Source organism: Winslowiella toletana, assembly GCF_032164335.1.
GTDB lineage: Bacteria > Pseudomonadota > Gammaproteobacteria > Enterobacterales > Enterobacteriaceae > Erwinia > Erwinia toletana_A.
Map to the genome: position 1 here is coordinate 3,462,493 of NZ_CP134152.1, position 13,757 is coordinate 3,476,249.

Below are 13,757 nucleotides of genomic sequence, written 5' to 3' on the forward strand. Positions count from 1 at the left end.
AAGTCACTTGTTTTTGTTAATTTCCCGTGCAAGACTTCGCGCGCTAATTATTAATCAAAATCCCCCGCTGCTGCGCCAGACCTGCTCAGCCAGCATTCCGCGGCAGATTTTGGTCTTATTTTTATTTAACAAATACACCAGAGCTATTATGTCCTTGCATTCACCTAAAGAAATCGCAGCAATCGCTATCCAGGCGGGTGTGACGAAGAGTCACGCTTCTGTTTCCACTTTATTGATTCTTGGTTTTATGGCTGGCGCCTTTATCGCTACCGGCTTCCTGCTCGACATCCACGTTATCAATAGCCTGCCAGCAGAATGGGGCTCGTTTGGCGGCCTGTTAGGCGCGGCGGTGTTCCCGGTGGGGATTATTATGACGGTACTGGCCGGCGGCGAGCTGCTGACCGGTAATATGATGACGCTGCCGGTTGCCTGGTTTGCTCGTCAGATCAGCGGCGTTAGCGTGATGCGTAACTGGTTTTGGGTCACCGTGTCTAACTTTGCCGGCAGCATTGCGGTCGCCTGGTTCTTCGGCCATATGCTCGGCCTGACTGAAGGCGATTACCTGAAAAAAACCGTGGCGATTGCCACAGCTAAAGTTAACGCCGACTTTATGCATGCGTTTATTTCCGGCATCGGCTGTAACTGGCTGGTTTGTCTGGCAGTGTGGCTGGCATTTGCCAGTAAAGATGTGGTCGGCAAAATCTTCGGTATGTGGTTCCCGGTGATGGCGTTTGTTGCCATCGGGTTCCAGCACGTTGTTGCCAACATGTTTATCATTCCGGCGGCGATTTTCGCGGGTTATCTGAGCTGGGCTGAATACTTGCCTAACTTTATTGCCGTGTTCCTCGGTAATGCCGTCGGTGGTGCCGTATTTGTTGGCCTCGCTTACTATCTCGCTTATCGTCCTGCCACTCAAAACATTAACGCTACGCGCTAATTCCCCCTGCCCTTTGCCGTCCGGCAGAGGGCAATTTATGCTCTGGCTCGCAATTTCCGATCCGTTAGTTATTCCTTTAGCGAATTATTGTAATATGTTCCGCTAATACATTCGTTACAGGGACTGAAACGTGAAAAAGGACTGGTTAACACCTGAAGAGCTGGCGAAGGTGACGGGATATAGTCGTCAAACCATCAACAAATGGATTAAACGTGAATGCTGGACCACTGCGCCTAAACCCGGAGTTCAGGGTGGTAAAGCGCGGATGATTCATATCGATGAGCGGGTAAAAGAGTTTCTGAAATCAACGCGTCATGCAGCTGAACCTTCTGCTGCCTATGTGGTGAATCAGAATCCTCTGCCAGGCCTGCTGATCACCTCTCTACAGCAGATGACGTCGGAAGAACAGGCGAAACTGTCGGCATTACTGGTGCGTGAAGGCATTCAGGGTATTTTGCAACGGTTGGGTATCAGCGAAGAGTAAAAAAAACCGGAAGCAGCCTGGCTGTTTCCGGTTTTTTGTTGATGGCTTAAGGATTAAGCCTGGGCTTCGCGCTCTGCAATAAAGCCCAGCGCTTTTTCAATCCGCGCCACTGAACGAGACTTACCGATCGCCTGAACGGTCACGTCCAGCGCTGGCGACTGACCAGCACCGGTCACCGCCACACGCAGCGGCATACCCACCTTGCCCATGCCCACTTCCAGCTCATCTGCCGTAGCCTGAATGGCATGGTGAACATTTTCGGCCGTCCAGTCAGTGATTGCTGACAGTTTGTCACGCACCACTTCTAATGGCTGACGTGCAACCGGACGCAGGTGTTTTTTCGCCGCATCCGCATCAAACTCGTCAAACTCCTCATAGAAGTAGCGGCAGGAAGCTGCCATCTCTTTCAGGGTTTTGCAACGCTCGCCCAGCAGTTTAACCAGCTGTGCCAGCTCCGGGCCGGTGCGCGTATCGATATTTTCCTGCTCAATGTGCCATTGCAGATGGGTAGCAACATATTCCGGCGCCAGCGAGTTGATGTAGTGATGGTTCAGCCACTGCAGCTTTTCGGTGTTAAACGCACTGGCAGATTTACTTACCGCATCGATATCGAACAGTTCTTTCATCTCATCAACACTGAAGATCTCCTGATCGCCGTGGGACCAGCCCAGACGTACCAGATAGTTCAGCAATGCTTCCGGTAAATAGCCGTCGTCACGATACTGCATTACGCCGACCGCGCCATGACGCTTGGAGAGCTTTTTACCGTCGTCGCCCAGAATCATCGACACGTGAGCATACACCGGCACCTGTGCGCCAATGGCTTTCAGGATATTGATCTGGCGAGGCGTGTTATTGATATGGTCCTCACCACGAATAACGTGGGTGATTTCCATATCCCAGTCGTCAATTACCACACAGAAGTTATAGGTCGGAGAACCGTCGGTACGACGGATAATCAGATCGTCCAGCTCCTGATTACTGAATTCAATCGGACCACGGATCTGGTCGTCAAAAATGACTGAGCCTTCCTGCGGGTTACGGAAACGTACCACGCAAGGTTCATCAGCAGCATGGTGCTCGTGGCTGTCACGGCAGTGGCCGTCATAGCGTGGCTTCTCATTATTCGCCATCTGGTTTTCGCGCAGCGCGTCCAGACGCTCTCTTGAGCAGTAGCACTTATAAGCGGTTCCCGCTTCCAGCATCTCGTCAATCACCGCGTTGTAGCGATCAAAACGTTTAGTCTGATAGTACGGGCCTTCATCCCAGTCGAGGCTCAGCCAGTTCATACCGTCCATAATGGCGTCGATAGCCTGCTGCGTGGAGCGTTCCAGATCGGTATCTTCGATACGCAGTACAAACTCGCCACCCTGATGACGGGCAAACAGCCAGGAGTAAAGCGCGGTACGAGCGCCACCGACATGCAAATAGCCGGTTGGGCTTGGGGCGAAGCGGGTTTTGATTTTCATTAAACGGTGCCTTATTACGCGGATGCGCTGACAAATTACCTGATGGACTAATTTGGCGCTGAGTTAATTGCCTTCATTCTACCACCTGACGGCGATTCCTCAACGACCTTCCCCCGGCCGCCCGCGGTGGATGGTGGAATAACGCACAGGAAAACAGCGGTTTTGCTTAAAACGACAACAGCCTGACTAAAATTAAGCCGAACGAACATTTTAATTTTAAAAAGCGTTGACTCATTTCGTCGGATCCCTATAATGCGACTCCACACAGCGGGGGTGATTAGCTCAGTTGGTAGAGCATCTCCTTTACACGGAGGGGGTCGGCGGTTCGAGCCCGTCATCACCCACCATCTCTAAGATGGCCGCAGTGGTAGCAAGAGAGTTGAGACATGGGCGATTAGCTCAGTTGGTAGAGCATCTCCTTTACACGGAGGGGGTCGGCGGTTCGAGCCCGTCATCGCCCACCATGACTCAACACACATAAGTGTCTTGCTAAGCAGTAACGAAATGGGTGATTAGCTCAGTTGGTAGAGCATCTCCTTTACACGGAGGGGGTCGGCGGTTCGAGCCCGTCATCACCCACCATTTCGGGTCGTTAGCTCAGTTGGTAGAGCAGTTGACTTTTAATCAATTGGTCGCAGGTTCGAATCCTGCACGACCCACCAAATTTAGAAAAAAGCACCCTCTGGGTGCTTTTTTTGTTTCTGACGCTGAAAACCGCTCACCTGTAATCACCTGACCCGCATCAGGCACACTCGCCGCTAAAGAAATCGACACAGATCACAAAATTACATCAAGTTTTCGACACTGATGCCGATTTACCCCTCTTCGACCAGCGCAACGATAAGCGCTAAGCGTATTTAATTCAGAGGGATATAAGTGAAAGCTTCAGTTAAAAATTTAAAAGTCGGCATTCGGCTGGGCGCGGCCTTTGGCCTGGTGATTCTACTATTGATCATCGTCAGCGCCACGGCGATTGTAAAAACCAGCAATATTAATCAGGCGATTGAAAATATCGTTAACGACCGCTACGCCAAAGTACGGCTGGCATTTGAAGCGCGTGACGGTGTAAACGATCAGATTAAATTTTTGCGCGGGATGGTGATTGATACGGCAAAGACCGATTATAACCAAAAACGCCTGGTGCAGCTCGAACGCTCGGTTCAGCAAACGGATACTGCCATTGCGCAAATAGCCAAACTGCAATCTACCGCCGTCGGCCAGAAAAAAATTCAGGCGGTTATCGAGGCCGGACAACAGTATGCCCGTGCCAGACAACAGCTGATTGCTCTGATTCAGGCGGGTAACGCCGAGGAAGCCGCAGAGTTTGCCCTGCGCAATATCACCGCCACGCAAAATGCATTTCTCGATATCGTGGTCAAATTTGCTGATTCACAATCCGGGCAGTTACAGGACGAAGGCAAGAAAGCCGTAGCGGATGCCACTACCGCGATCAATGTCACCTTAATTTTCTCCGCGCTGGCGATCATTGCCGCGATTATTCTTGGCCTGCTGCTGACGCGCTCGATTGTTCGTCCGTTACGCGAAGCGGTCAGTATTGCTGAAAACGTCGCCGCAGGCGATTTGCGCACCGACATTCAGATCAATTCTGGCGATGAGACCGGCCAGCTGATGCAGGCGCTAAAGAATATGAATGATAACCTGCTGAAAATTGTGACTGAAGTACGCGCCGGCACCGATCTGATTGCCAACGCTTCCGGTGAAATTTCCGCCGGCAATATGGATCTCTCTGCACGTACCGAACAGCAGGCAAGCTCACTGGAAGAGACGGCTTCGGCGATGGAACAGATGACCTCCACCGTTAAGCAGAATGCCGATAACGCGCGCCAGGCTAACCAATTGGCCGCTCAGGCTTCAAAAGTGGCGCTACAGAGCGGCGATGCGGTGAAACAGGTGGTGAGCACCATGGAGATGATCAACAGTTCGTCGAAAAAGATTGTCGATATTATCAGCGTTATCGACGGCATTGCTTTCCAGACCAATATTCTGGCACTGAACGCCGCGGTGGAAGCCGCACGCGCCGGTGAACAAGGTCGTGGTTTTGCCGTCGTCGCCGCTGAAGTGCGTAGCCTGGCACAGCGCTCCGCTTCCGCTGCCAAAGAGATTGCACAGCTAATCGGCGATTCAGTAGCGAAAGTCGATGAAGGCGGCAAGCAGGTTGCCAGAGCCGGTACCACCATGGAAGAAGTGTTGAGCAGCGTGAAAAGCGTTAGCGAAATTATCGGGGAAATTTCTATCGCCAGCTCCGAGCAAAGCACCGGCATTGACGAAATTAATATGGCGATCACACAAATGGATCAGGTTACCCAGCAAAACGCCGCGCTGGTGAATGAATCAGCGGCGGCAGCACAGTCGATGCAGGAACAGGCCGACCAGCTCTCTCAGGCGATGCAGGTATTTAAAACCGCCTAAATCACCGCCCGGCATAACAACGGATTAAAACGCCGGATTCGCTTCTCGCTGTTGCGTCAGCAGTATCGCCTGCTGACGCACTTCCTGCCAGATAGCTTCTGCTGCTGGCGATAACGAGCGATTTTTGCGCCGAATCAGCATCAGCGTACGGTTTATCTCCGGGAAAATACGCCGCACCATGAGGGGCCGCCCTTCTGGCAACGGCAATGCCAGCGCCGGTAAAATACTGATGCCAATCCCCGCTTCGACCATTGGATACAGCGTCGCCGGATGACCAATCTCCTGCACTATCTCTGCCTGCACCTGCTGTTCGCGTAACGCTTCATCGATCAGCCAGCGGCTGCCCGAGGCATAATCCTGTAAAACCATCGTACGACCATTCAGTAGCGACCAGCTGATTTGTGGCGGGCTCGCCAGCGTGTCGTCACGCCGACACAACAGCAGGAACGGCTCATCCAGAATCGGCTCACAGGCAAAGTCCGGCGATTGTAACGGGCCAACCACGATGCCAAAATCCACTTCGGCATTACGCACGCTTTGCAATACCCACTGCTGCGGCCGGTCGCGCAACATGATTTTGATATCCGGGAAAGTCTGCTGACTGGCCGCCAGCGTTTGTGGCATCAGCTGCGCTGAAATGGTCTGGCTGGCGGCAACACGCACCGTCCCGCTCCGCTGCTGCCCATAGCTACGCACATCCAGCAAGGTGGTATTCAGCTCCTCCAGCAGGCGCTCCAGTCGCGTGGCCAGCTGCTGCCCGGCTTCGGTCAGCATCACTTCACGCGTGGTTCTGTCCAGTAAACGAATTCCCATTTCAGCTTCCAGCTCTTTAATGCTGTGGCTAACCGCCGACTGGCTCAGGCCAATATGCAGGCCCGCCTGACTGAAACTGCCGTGCTGCGCGACGGCGACAAAAACTCTGAGCTGGCGAATACTGTAATTCATCGATTTAATTCATATATAAATTCAATAAATCAATTTTATTTCTAAAACCAGTCATCGCACAATAGCCGAATGTTCTAAATTAACCAGGCATTAACAAATGGGTATTTTCCGACTTGATCCAATGATGGTGAAACTGATTATCACCGTATTGCTGGCCAGCTTCCTGCCAGCGCGCGGTGATTTCGTGGTGTTTTTCCACTGGCTCACTACCGCCGCAATTGCGCTGCTGTTTTTTATGCACGGTGCCAAGCTATCGCGCGATAAAATTATCGCCGGTAGCAGCCACTGGCGGTTGCATCTGTGGGTGATGTTCAGCACCTTTGTGCTGTTTCCGGCCATCGGCCTGCTGTTTGCCTGGTGGCATCCGCTAAAAGTCGGTGACGACATTTATACCGGCTTTATGTATATGTGTATTCTGCCCGCTACCGTGCAGTCCGCCATCGCCCTCACCTCGCTGGCCGGCGGTAACGTCGCCGCTGCCATCTGTAGCGCCTCAGCCTCCAGTCTGCTCGGGGTATTTATTTCGCCACTGCTGGTTAGCCTGGTGATGGATATTCACAGTGACGGCGCGGGCGGCAATTTCGAACAGATCGGCAGTATTATGCTGCAACTGCTGCTGCCGTTTGTTATCGGGCACCTCTCCCGCCGCTGGATTGCGGCCTGGGTAGAAAAACATCGCAGCCTGATTGGCAAAATCGATCAGACATCGATTCTGCTGGTGGTTTACACCGCCTTCAGTGAAGCGGTAGTTAATGGCATCTGGAACAGCGTTGGCATTACCACACTGCTGTTTATCCTCGTCGGCTGTATCGGCATTCTGTTTGTGGTGCTGGTTATCAACCTGCTGGCGGCTCGCCTGTTTGGCTTCAGCCGGGCGGATGAGATCACCATTCTGTTCTGTGGTTCGAAAAAGAGCCTGGCAAACGGCGTACCGATGGCCAATATTCTGTTCCCGGCCTCAGCGGTGGGGATTATCGTGCTGCCGCTGATGATTTTTCACCAGGTGCAGCTGATGGTCTGTTCGATGATTGCCCAGCACTATAAGAAAAAAGGCGAAGCAGAAGCGGCCAAAGAGCTGGCAAGTCATCAAAACAAAGCGGTGGTTGAATCGCAGAAATAAACTGAAGCGGCTCGTGAACACGAGCCGCTTTTTTAATCGTTACGCCGTAAAGGCTGAACCAGGCCTTCGAGCCCCTCAACTTTAATCGCCAGCGTTAACGCCATCAGCTCGCCTAAATGCCCTTCAGGAAACTCCCCCTTGCGGGCAAACCACAGCAGATAAGGTTCCGGCAGGTCGATCAACACTCTTCCACGGTACTTACCAAACGGCATGACGGTATTGGCGATCTCAATCAGGTGCTCTTTTTCCATTTTACTCACCCAGCAGACGAATCATTTCAGCTTCATCAATGACTTCAATGCCCAGCTCCTGCGCCTTCGCCAGTTTCGAGCCTGCCGCTTCACCGGCAATCACCAGATCGGTTTTCTTCGACACGCTGCCGCTCACTTTAGCGCCCAGTGCGACTAACCTGGCTTTGGCGTCATCACGCGACAGAATAGTCAGGCTACCGGTCAACACCACGGTTTTGCCAGAGAACGGACTGTCGATCTCTTCTGGCTTAATCACTTCCACTGCCGGCCAGTGAATGCCGATATCCTCAACCAGTTGCCGAATAACCTCGCGGTTACTCTCTTCTTCCATAAAATTACGCAGATGGCTGGCCACCACGGTGCCAACATCCGGTACCGCGATCAGCGCGTCCAGGTCAGCATCCATGATTTTTTCCAGCTCGCCAAAATGCGCCGCCAGATTGGCTGCGGTGGCTTCTCCCACCTCCCGAATGCCTAGCGCATAGAGAAAACGCGCCAGCGTGGTCTGTTTGGCTTTATTCAGCGCGTCGACCACATTCTGTGCCGATTTCGGCCCCATGCGATCTAATCCGGTCAGCACACCTGCGCTCAGGCGGAACAGATCGGCTGGCGTTTTGACATACTCTTTGTCCACCAGCTGATCGATAATCTTCTCGCCCATACCGTCAACATCCATCGCGCGGCGCGAGACGAAATGCTTGAGCGCTTCTTTACGCTGCGCACCGCAAATCAGGCCGCCGGTACAGCGGGTCACGGCTTCCCCCTCAACCCGCTCAACATCAGAGCCGCACACCGGACAATGTTCGGGGAACACAATCGCGCGCGTATCCTGCGGGCGTTCTGACTCCACCACGCCGACCACCTGCGGAATGACGTCACCAGCACGACGAATCACAACCCGGTCACCAATCTGTAAGCCAAGGCGCTCAATTTCATCGGCGTTATGCAGCGTGGCATTACTGACCATCACGCCGGCAACCTGCACCGGTTCCAGCCGCGCTACCGGCGTGATGGCGCCGGTACGTCCGACCTGAAACTCGACGTCACGCACCGTGGTCATCTGCTCCTGCGCCGGAAACTTAAACGCCACCGCCCAGCGCGGCGCACGCGCCACAAAGCCAAGCTGCTCCTGCAACTGCTGAGAGTCGACCTTGATCACTACGCCATCGATATCAAAACCGAGCGTCGGGCGATCGGCCTCAACCTGATGATAAAATTCCAGCACCTCTTCCGCACTGTGACACAGGCGAATACGATCGCTGACCGGTAAGCCCCAGGCTTTAAACTGCTGCAGACGCTGCCAGTGGCTGGCAGGCATTTCTCCGCCCTCCAGCAGGCCAAAGCCGTAGCAAAAAAACGTCAGTGGACGTTTAGCGGTAATGCGCGGGTCAAGCTGGCGCAATGAGCCTGCTGCGGCATTACGCGGGTTGGCAAACACCTTATTGCCGCTGCGCCGTGCTTCCTCATTAAGCTTTTCGAAGCCCGCCTGCGGCATAAACACTTCACCGCGCACTTCAACGCGTGCCGGAATGTTTTCCCCCTTCAGACGCAAAGGAATGGCGCGAATGGTGCGCACGTTAGCAGTGATATTCTCACCGGTGGTGCCATCGCCACGGGTTGCCGCCTGTACCAGCAAACCCTCTTCGTACAGTAGGCTGACCGCCAGGCCATCAAGTTTCAGTTCGCAGCAGAAGGTAATATCGTCAGTGGTTTTCAGCCGATCTTTTACCCGCTTATCGAAAGCGAGGTAAGTGGCTTCATCAAAGGCGTTATCCAGCGACAGCATTGGCACTTCATGACGCACCTGCTCAAATGCGCTCAGTGGCGCGGCACCGACGCGTTGCGTCGGTGAATCGGGAGTGATTAATTCAGGGTGTTGCGCTTCAAGTTCACGCAGTTCATTCATCAGGCGATCATATTCTGCATCCGGCACTTCCGGCGCATCCATAACGTGATACTGGTATTCGTGATGAACAAGCGTGGTTCGCAAATGGGTGATTTTGTTCTGTATGGATTCCATAAGCACCATCGGAGATAAAAAACCCCCGACAAGCGGGGGTTCAGGGGATAATGATTAAAACGTCGTCGTTCAGGCGTTTGCGTCGATCACATCGCGTATACGCGCTTTATACGTTTCCAGCTTCTGCGGCGTCATCATACGACGCTCATCATCCAGCACCACACCACCAACATCGTCAGCAATGCGCTGAGCCGATTGCAGCATCAGCTTAAAGTTCTGGTTGGCATCGCCATAGGACGGCACCATCATAAAGATCGAGACGCCAGGCGTGGAGAAATCAGACATCTCATCCGGGTTAAACGAACCGGGTTTCACCATATTCGCCAGGCTGAACAGCACCGGGCCGCTGCCCGCCGGGTTCAGATGACGATGGAAAATATTCATCTCGCCAAACTGGAAACCAGCCTGTAGCACACCCTGCAACAGCGCTTCACCGTTAATCACGCCACCGGCATGTGCGGCAACGTGCAGCACCAGTACGGTCTCTTTACTGCGCTCTTTTACTGGCTCAGCAACCGGCTGCGGCTGAAGCTCTTCAACGTCATCCTCGTCTTCATCCGGCTCATCGTCCAGTAGCGGATCAAACTGCGGTGCGGCTTTCACCGGCTGCGGTGCAGCAGCAGGTTCTGATCGACGCGCGGGTTCTGCCGCACGTGGCGGCTGCGCTTTAGGCTCAGCGGCATACGGCGGTTCAGCATCGAACAGCGGGTCAAGTTCAGGCGATTCTTCAACCGCAGGCAGATGGCGCGCCGGCTCGGGCTGCTTGCGAGGCGCAGGCTGACGCGGCGGTTCATCATCATCAGCCGCATCGAAGCCGCCAAATGACGGTTCATCATGCTTAGACGGTGAACGACGCACACGCACCTCACCAACGCCTTCATCGTCGTCGGTCTGGCTCTGTTGTTTATCGTGCTTTAAACGCTTGTGAGGGCGATCGCGAAAAACGGATGAACGCTCTTTACGGCTAGTCCAGAGGCCGTGAAGCAAAAGCGCTATTATGGCGATCGCGCCAACAACGATTAATATCAGACGCAAATCCTGCATCATTGTATTCTCTGTTGTTCCAATACCTTGCCACCGCGGCAAACTTTATCCTCTAACTGTATTTGCCCAAGTACACAAGTGCAAGTCTGTGCAGTATTTTCTGACAAATTAGATTGCGTCCGGACACTTATTTGCTGTTTTTTCGTCCAATTACCCGCTGGTCAGCGTAAAAAGCTGCGTTATGATAGCCTGCACCACCGCCAAATGGAGAAAAGCTGTCGATGGTTAGTGAGAATAGTCTTAATAGACATAATGGAATTCATTACTTCAGCCAGGGGTGGAAACTGATTCGCCTGCCGGGCATTCGTCGTTTCGTCATCCTGCCGCTACTGGTCAATATCTTACTGATGGGCGGCGCATTTATCTGGCTGTTCTGGCGACTGGGTCAATGGATCCCGGCGTTGATGGCGCATATTCCTGACTGGCTACAGTGGCTGAGCTACCTGCTGTGGCCGCTGACCGTCATTTCGATTGTGCTGGTATTCAGTTATCTGTTTTCTACTATAGCCAACCTGATTGCCGCACCGTTTTGCGGCCTGCTGGCCGAACAGCTGGAGGCGCGTCTCACCGGCCAGCCGTTGCCGGATAGCGGCTGGATTGGCCTGATGAAAGATACTCCGCGCATTATGAAGCGCGAATGGCAGAAGCTGGCCTATTACCTGCCGCGCGCATTGGGGCTGCTGTTGCTCTACTTTATTCCCGGCTTCGGTCAGACGGTGGCGCCGGTGCTGTGGTTTCTGTTCAGCGCCTGGATGCTGTCGATCCAGTACTGTGACTATCCGTTTGATAACCATAAAGTCAGTTTTCAGCAGATGCGTGCGGCGCTGCGCCAGAACAAAACCGACAATATGCAGTTCGGCGCGCTGGTCAGCCTGTTTACCATGATCCCAATTCTCAACCTGGCGATTATGCCGGTTGCCGTCTGCGGTGCCACCGCCATGTGGGTAGACCGTTATCGTGGTCAGTTGGGGCAACACCTGCGGACACCGTAATCCTGCCGATCCTGAGGGCGACGCTCTGGTCGCCCTCATCCTGCTGACTGTCGCGCCTTATGCCATTTCGCTAAGCCTTATTTCAGTCAATCATATACATATACGATTTCTTTCCTTCCTTGCAGAATTTGAAAGGGTATGCTCTTAGGGTTGCCAATATTTCATACAGTTAAGGACGGGCTATGAGTAAGATCTATGAAGACAACTCTTTGACAATCGGTCATACGCCGCTGGTTCGACTGAACCGCATCGGTAATGGGCGCATTCTGGCGAAGGTAGAATCCCGTAACCCAAGTTTCAGCGTCAAATGCCGTATCGGTGCCAATATGATTTGGGACGCAGAAAAACGTGGCATTCTGAAACCCGGCATTGAGTTGGTAGAGCCTACCAGTGGTAACACCGGTATTGCGCTGGCTTATGTTGCGGCTGCACGGGGTTACAAATTAACGCTTACCATGCCAGAAACCATGAGCGTAGAGCGTCGTAAGCTGCTGAAAGCGCTGGGCGCTAACCTGGTGCTGACCGAAGGTGCCAAGGGGATGAAAGGGGCGATTGCCAAAGCCGAAGAGATTGTGGCAAGCGATCCAGACAAGTTTGTGCTGCTGCAGCAGTTCAGCAACCCGGCCAACCCGGAAGTACATGAAAAAACCACCGGCCCGGAAATCTGGGAAGATACCGATGGTGAAGTGGATGTATTTATTGCCGGTGTCGGTACTGGCGGTACGCTGACCGGCGTCAGCCGCTATATCAAGAATACCAAAGGCAAGAAAGAGCTGATTACCGTCGCCGTTGAGCCGACGGATTCCCCGGTTATCGCGCAGGCGCTGGCGGGTGACGAAATTAAACCAGGACCGCATAAAATCCAGGGTATCGGCGCAGGCTTTATTCCTGGTAACCTCGATCTTAAACTGGTCGACCGCGTCGTGGCGATCACCAATGAAGAATCCATTTCAACTGCCCGTCGTCTGATGGAAGAAGAAGGCATTCTGGCCGGTATTTCCTCAGGCGCAGCGGTAGCTGCCGCGCTGAAACTGCAGGAAGACGAAGCTTTCGCCAATAAAAATATCGTGGTGATCCTGCCCTCTTCCGGTGAACGCTACCTCAGTACCGCACTGTTTGCCGATCTGTTCACTGAAAAAGAGTTGCAGCAGTAACACAGACTCTGCTTGTCAGCGATTATTTGTGACGCGAAAAAGCCACATCCATCGAAAACGCTCCCAGGAGCGTTTTTTTATAGCACTGCAATTAGTCTTATTTGCGCAGCTTTACATATCGATTTTCGGGTAAAATTTCAGCGCAAAATCGCCGAAAATTCGCCTTGCGCAACCTGCGCAACGAGGTTTTTTTGTGACCGCCATCAAATTTTAATGGGGGTACAGATTGATTTTACCCTCCCTGGTCTGGTATTTAAGCTGCCAATTATTTCGATCCACAAAATTAATCGCCGCGCAAAATGGATCGAGCTGAATCGATTTACTGGTTTGGCGCAGCAGCGTAAAGCGCGGCATAATGGGAAGTGAGACAGCGAAACATTTTTATGATGTTGTGACGCTGTATCTTAATACCCTTAATTGCGCATTTTTTGGCGAGTCCTGTACTCATGCCAGCGCGACCAACACAGGCTAAAGTCCCGTCTCCAGGCTAGACTTTAGATCCACAACACCAAACCAATTAAGTTGGGGAAACATAATGTTCCAGCAAGAAGTGACAATTACCGCACCAAACGGTCTTCATACTCGCCCGGCTGCACAGTTCGTTAAAGAAGCTAAAGGCTTCGCTTCTGAAATCACCGTAACCTCCAATGGCAAATCTGCCAGCGCGAAGAGCCTGTTCAAGCTGCAGACTTTGGGTCTGACTCAGGGAACAGTTGTCACACTGTCTGCTGAAGGTGAAGATGAGCAACAAGCTGTTGAGCATCTGGTAAAACTGATGGCTGAGCTCGAGTAATTCGCCCAGTCTTTCAAGAAAGCTGTTTCATCAGGCTAGCTGAGTGCAAACACTTTGATCGCGGACATATTGTCCGCGTTATTGCTTCCGTAAAGTATGCTTTTGCAACATTGGCACT

The 13,757-nt window shown here is 52.9% G+C and carries 12 protein-coding genes and 4 tRNA genes; 11 read left to right on the forward strand and 5 right to left on the reverse strand.

What is annotated here, in order from left to right; genetic code table 11:
• Positions 1 to 148: 148 nt before the first annotated feature.
• Together RIN69_RS16180 and RIN69_RS16185 are read left to right on the forward strand one after the other, a co-directional pair.
• Positions 149 to 937, forward strand: coding sequence for a formate/nitrite transporter family protein (locus RIN69_RS16180; protein ID WP_313853052.1), 789 nt, complete (start codon positions 149 to 151; stop codon positions 935 to 937).
• A gap of 130 nt (positions 938 to 1,067) precedes the next feature.
• Positions 1,068 to 1,421, forward strand: a complete 354-nt coding sequence (locus tag RIN69_RS16185) for a YfeC-like transcriptional regulator (RefSeq protein ID WP_313853053.1) — start codon at positions 1,068 to 1,070, stop codon at positions 1,419 to 1,421.
• Between the two features lie 53 nt (positions 1,422 to 1,474).
• On the opposite strand, the gene gltX is transcribed toward RIN69_RS16185, so the two are convergent.
• A complete protein-coding gene (gene gltX, locus RIN69_RS16190) occupies positions 1,475 to 2,890 on the reverse strand; it encodes a glutamate--tRNA ligase (protein ID WP_313853055.1) in 1,416 nt (471 codons plus the stop codon).
• A gap of 271 nt (positions 2,891 to 3,161) precedes the next feature.
• On the opposite strand from gltX, the gene RIN69_RS16195 reads away from it, so the two are divergent.
• The 5 genes from RIN69_RS16195 to RIN69_RS16215 all read left to right on the forward strand — a co-directional run bounded on the left by RIN69_RS16195 (position 3,162) and on the right by RIN69_RS16215 (position 5,320).
• A tRNA-Val gene (locus RIN69_RS16195) sits at positions 3,162 to 3,237 on the forward strand.
• A gap of 41 nt (positions 3,238 to 3,278) precedes the next feature.
• A tRNA-Val gene (locus tag RIN69_RS16200) sits at positions 3,279 to 3,354 on the forward strand.
• Between the two features lie 42 nt (positions 3,355 to 3,396).
• Positions 3,397 to 3,472: transfer RNA gene (locus RIN69_RS16205), tRNA-Val, on the forward strand.
• Between the two features lie 4 nt (positions 3,473 to 3,476).
• Positions 3,477 to 3,552: transfer RNA gene (locus tag RIN69_RS16210), tRNA-Lys, on the forward strand.
• Positions 3,553 to 3,766: 214 nt separating this feature from the next.
• Positions 3,767 to 5,320 (forward strand): methyl-accepting chemotaxis protein, encoded by a 1,554-nt coding sequence (locus RIN69_RS16215; RefSeq protein ID WP_313853057.1) that lies wholly within the window; start codon positions 3,767 to 3,769, stop codon positions 5,318 to 5,320.
• Positions 5,321 to 5,344: 24 nt separating this feature from the next.
• On the opposite strand, the gene RIN69_RS16220 is transcribed toward RIN69_RS16215, so the two are convergent.
• Positions 5,345 to 6,265: a LysR family transcriptional regulator gene (locus tag RIN69_RS16220; protein ID WP_313853059.1), complete on the reverse strand. Its 921-nt coding sequence runs from the start codon at positions 6,263 to 6,265 to the stop codon at positions 5,345 to 5,347.
• 97 nt (positions 6,266 to 6,362) lie between these two features.
• On the opposite strand from RIN69_RS16220, the gene RIN69_RS16225 reads away from it, so the two are divergent.
• Entirely contained in the window at positions 6,363 to 7,385 is a 1,023-nt protein-coding gene (locus RIN69_RS16225; protein WP_313853060.1) for a bile acid:sodium symporter family protein, read from the forward strand.
• A gap of 32 nt (positions 7,386 to 7,417) precedes the next feature.
• On the opposite strand, the gene RIN69_RS16230 is transcribed toward RIN69_RS16225, so the two are convergent.
• The 3 genes from RIN69_RS16230 to zipA all read right to left on the reverse strand — a co-directional run bounded on the left by RIN69_RS16230 (position 7,418) and on the right by zipA (position 10,703).
• Positions 7,418 to 7,636, reverse strand: coding sequence for a DUF3820 family protein (locus tag RIN69_RS16230; RefSeq protein ID WP_313853061.1), 219 nt, complete (start codon positions 7,634 to 7,636; stop codon positions 7,418 to 7,420).
• 1 nt (position 7,637) lies between these two features.
• Entirely contained in the window at positions 7,638 to 9,656 is a 2,019-nt protein-coding gene (gene ligA, locus RIN69_RS16235; RefSeq protein ID WP_313853062.1) for an NAD-dependent DNA ligase LigA, read from the reverse strand.
• Positions 9,657 to 9,725: 69 nt separating this feature from the next.
• Positions 9,726 to 10,703, reverse strand: coding sequence for a cell division protein ZipA (zipA, locus tag RIN69_RS16240; protein ID WP_313853064.1), 978 nt, complete (start codon positions 10,701 to 10,703; stop codon positions 9,726 to 9,728).
• Between the two features lie 218 nt (positions 10,704 to 10,921).
• Here zipA and cysZ point away from each other — a divergent pair, with 218 nt between their 5' ends.
• The 3 genes from cysZ (at position 10,922) to ptsH (ending at position 13,639) form a co-directional block, all read left to right on the forward strand.
• Positions 10,922 to 11,692, forward strand: a complete 771-nt coding sequence (gene cysZ / locus RIN69_RS16245) for a sulfate transporter CysZ (protein ID WP_313853066.1) — start codon at positions 10,922 to 10,924, stop codon at positions 11,690 to 11,692.
• Positions 11,693 to 11,874: 182 nt separating this feature from the next.
• Entirely contained in the window at positions 11,875 to 12,846 is a 972-nt protein-coding gene (gene cysK / locus RIN69_RS16250; RefSeq protein WP_313853068.1) for a cysteine synthase A, read from the forward strand.
• Positions 12,847 to 13,381: 535 nt separating this feature from the next.
• On the forward strand, positions 13,382 to 13,639 hold the full coding sequence (ptsH, locus tag RIN69_RS16255) for a phosphocarrier protein Hpr (RefSeq protein WP_128179220.1): 258 nt from the start codon (positions 13,382 to 13,384) through the stop codon (positions 13,637 to 13,639).
• Positions 13,640 to 13,757: the final 118 nt, after the last annotated feature.

Coding starts and splice junctions, on each gene's coding strand:
- RIN69_RS16180 (WP_313853052.1), top strand. CDS start 149: ATGTCCTTGCATTCACCTAAAGAAATCGCAGCAATCGCTATCCAGGCG.
- gltX (WP_313853055.1), bottom strand. CDS start 2,890: ATGAAAATCAAAACCCGCTTCGCCCCAAGCCCAACCGGCTATTTGCAT.
- RIN69_RS16220 (WP_313853059.1), bottom strand. CDS start 6,265: ATGAATTACAGTATTCGCCAGCTCAGAGTTTTTGTCGCCGTCGCGCAG.
- RIN69_RS16225 (WP_313853060.1), top strand. CDS start 6,363: ATGGGTATTTTCCGACTTGATCCAATGATGGTGAAACTGATTATCACC.
- RIN69_RS16230 (WP_313853061.1), bottom strand. CDS start 7,636: ATGGAAAAAGAGCACCTGATTGAGATCGCCAATACCGTCATGCCGTTT.
- ligA (WP_313853062.1), bottom strand. CDS start 9,656: ATGGAATCCATACAGAACAAAATCACCCATTTGCGAACCACGCTTGTT.
- zipA (WP_313853064.1), bottom strand. CDS start 10,703: ATGATGCAGGATTTGCGTCTGATATTAATCGTTGTTGGCGCGATCGCC.
- cysZ (WP_313853066.1), top strand. CDS start 10,922: ATGGTTAGTGAGAATAGTCTTAATAGACATAATGGAATTCATTACTTC.
- cysK (WP_313853068.1), top strand. CDS start 11,875: ATGAGTAAGATCTATGAAGACAACTCTTTGACAATCGGTCATACGCCG.
- ptsH (WP_128179220.1), top strand. CDS start 13,382: ATGTTCCAGCAAGAAGTGACAATTACCGCACCAAACGGTCTTCATACT.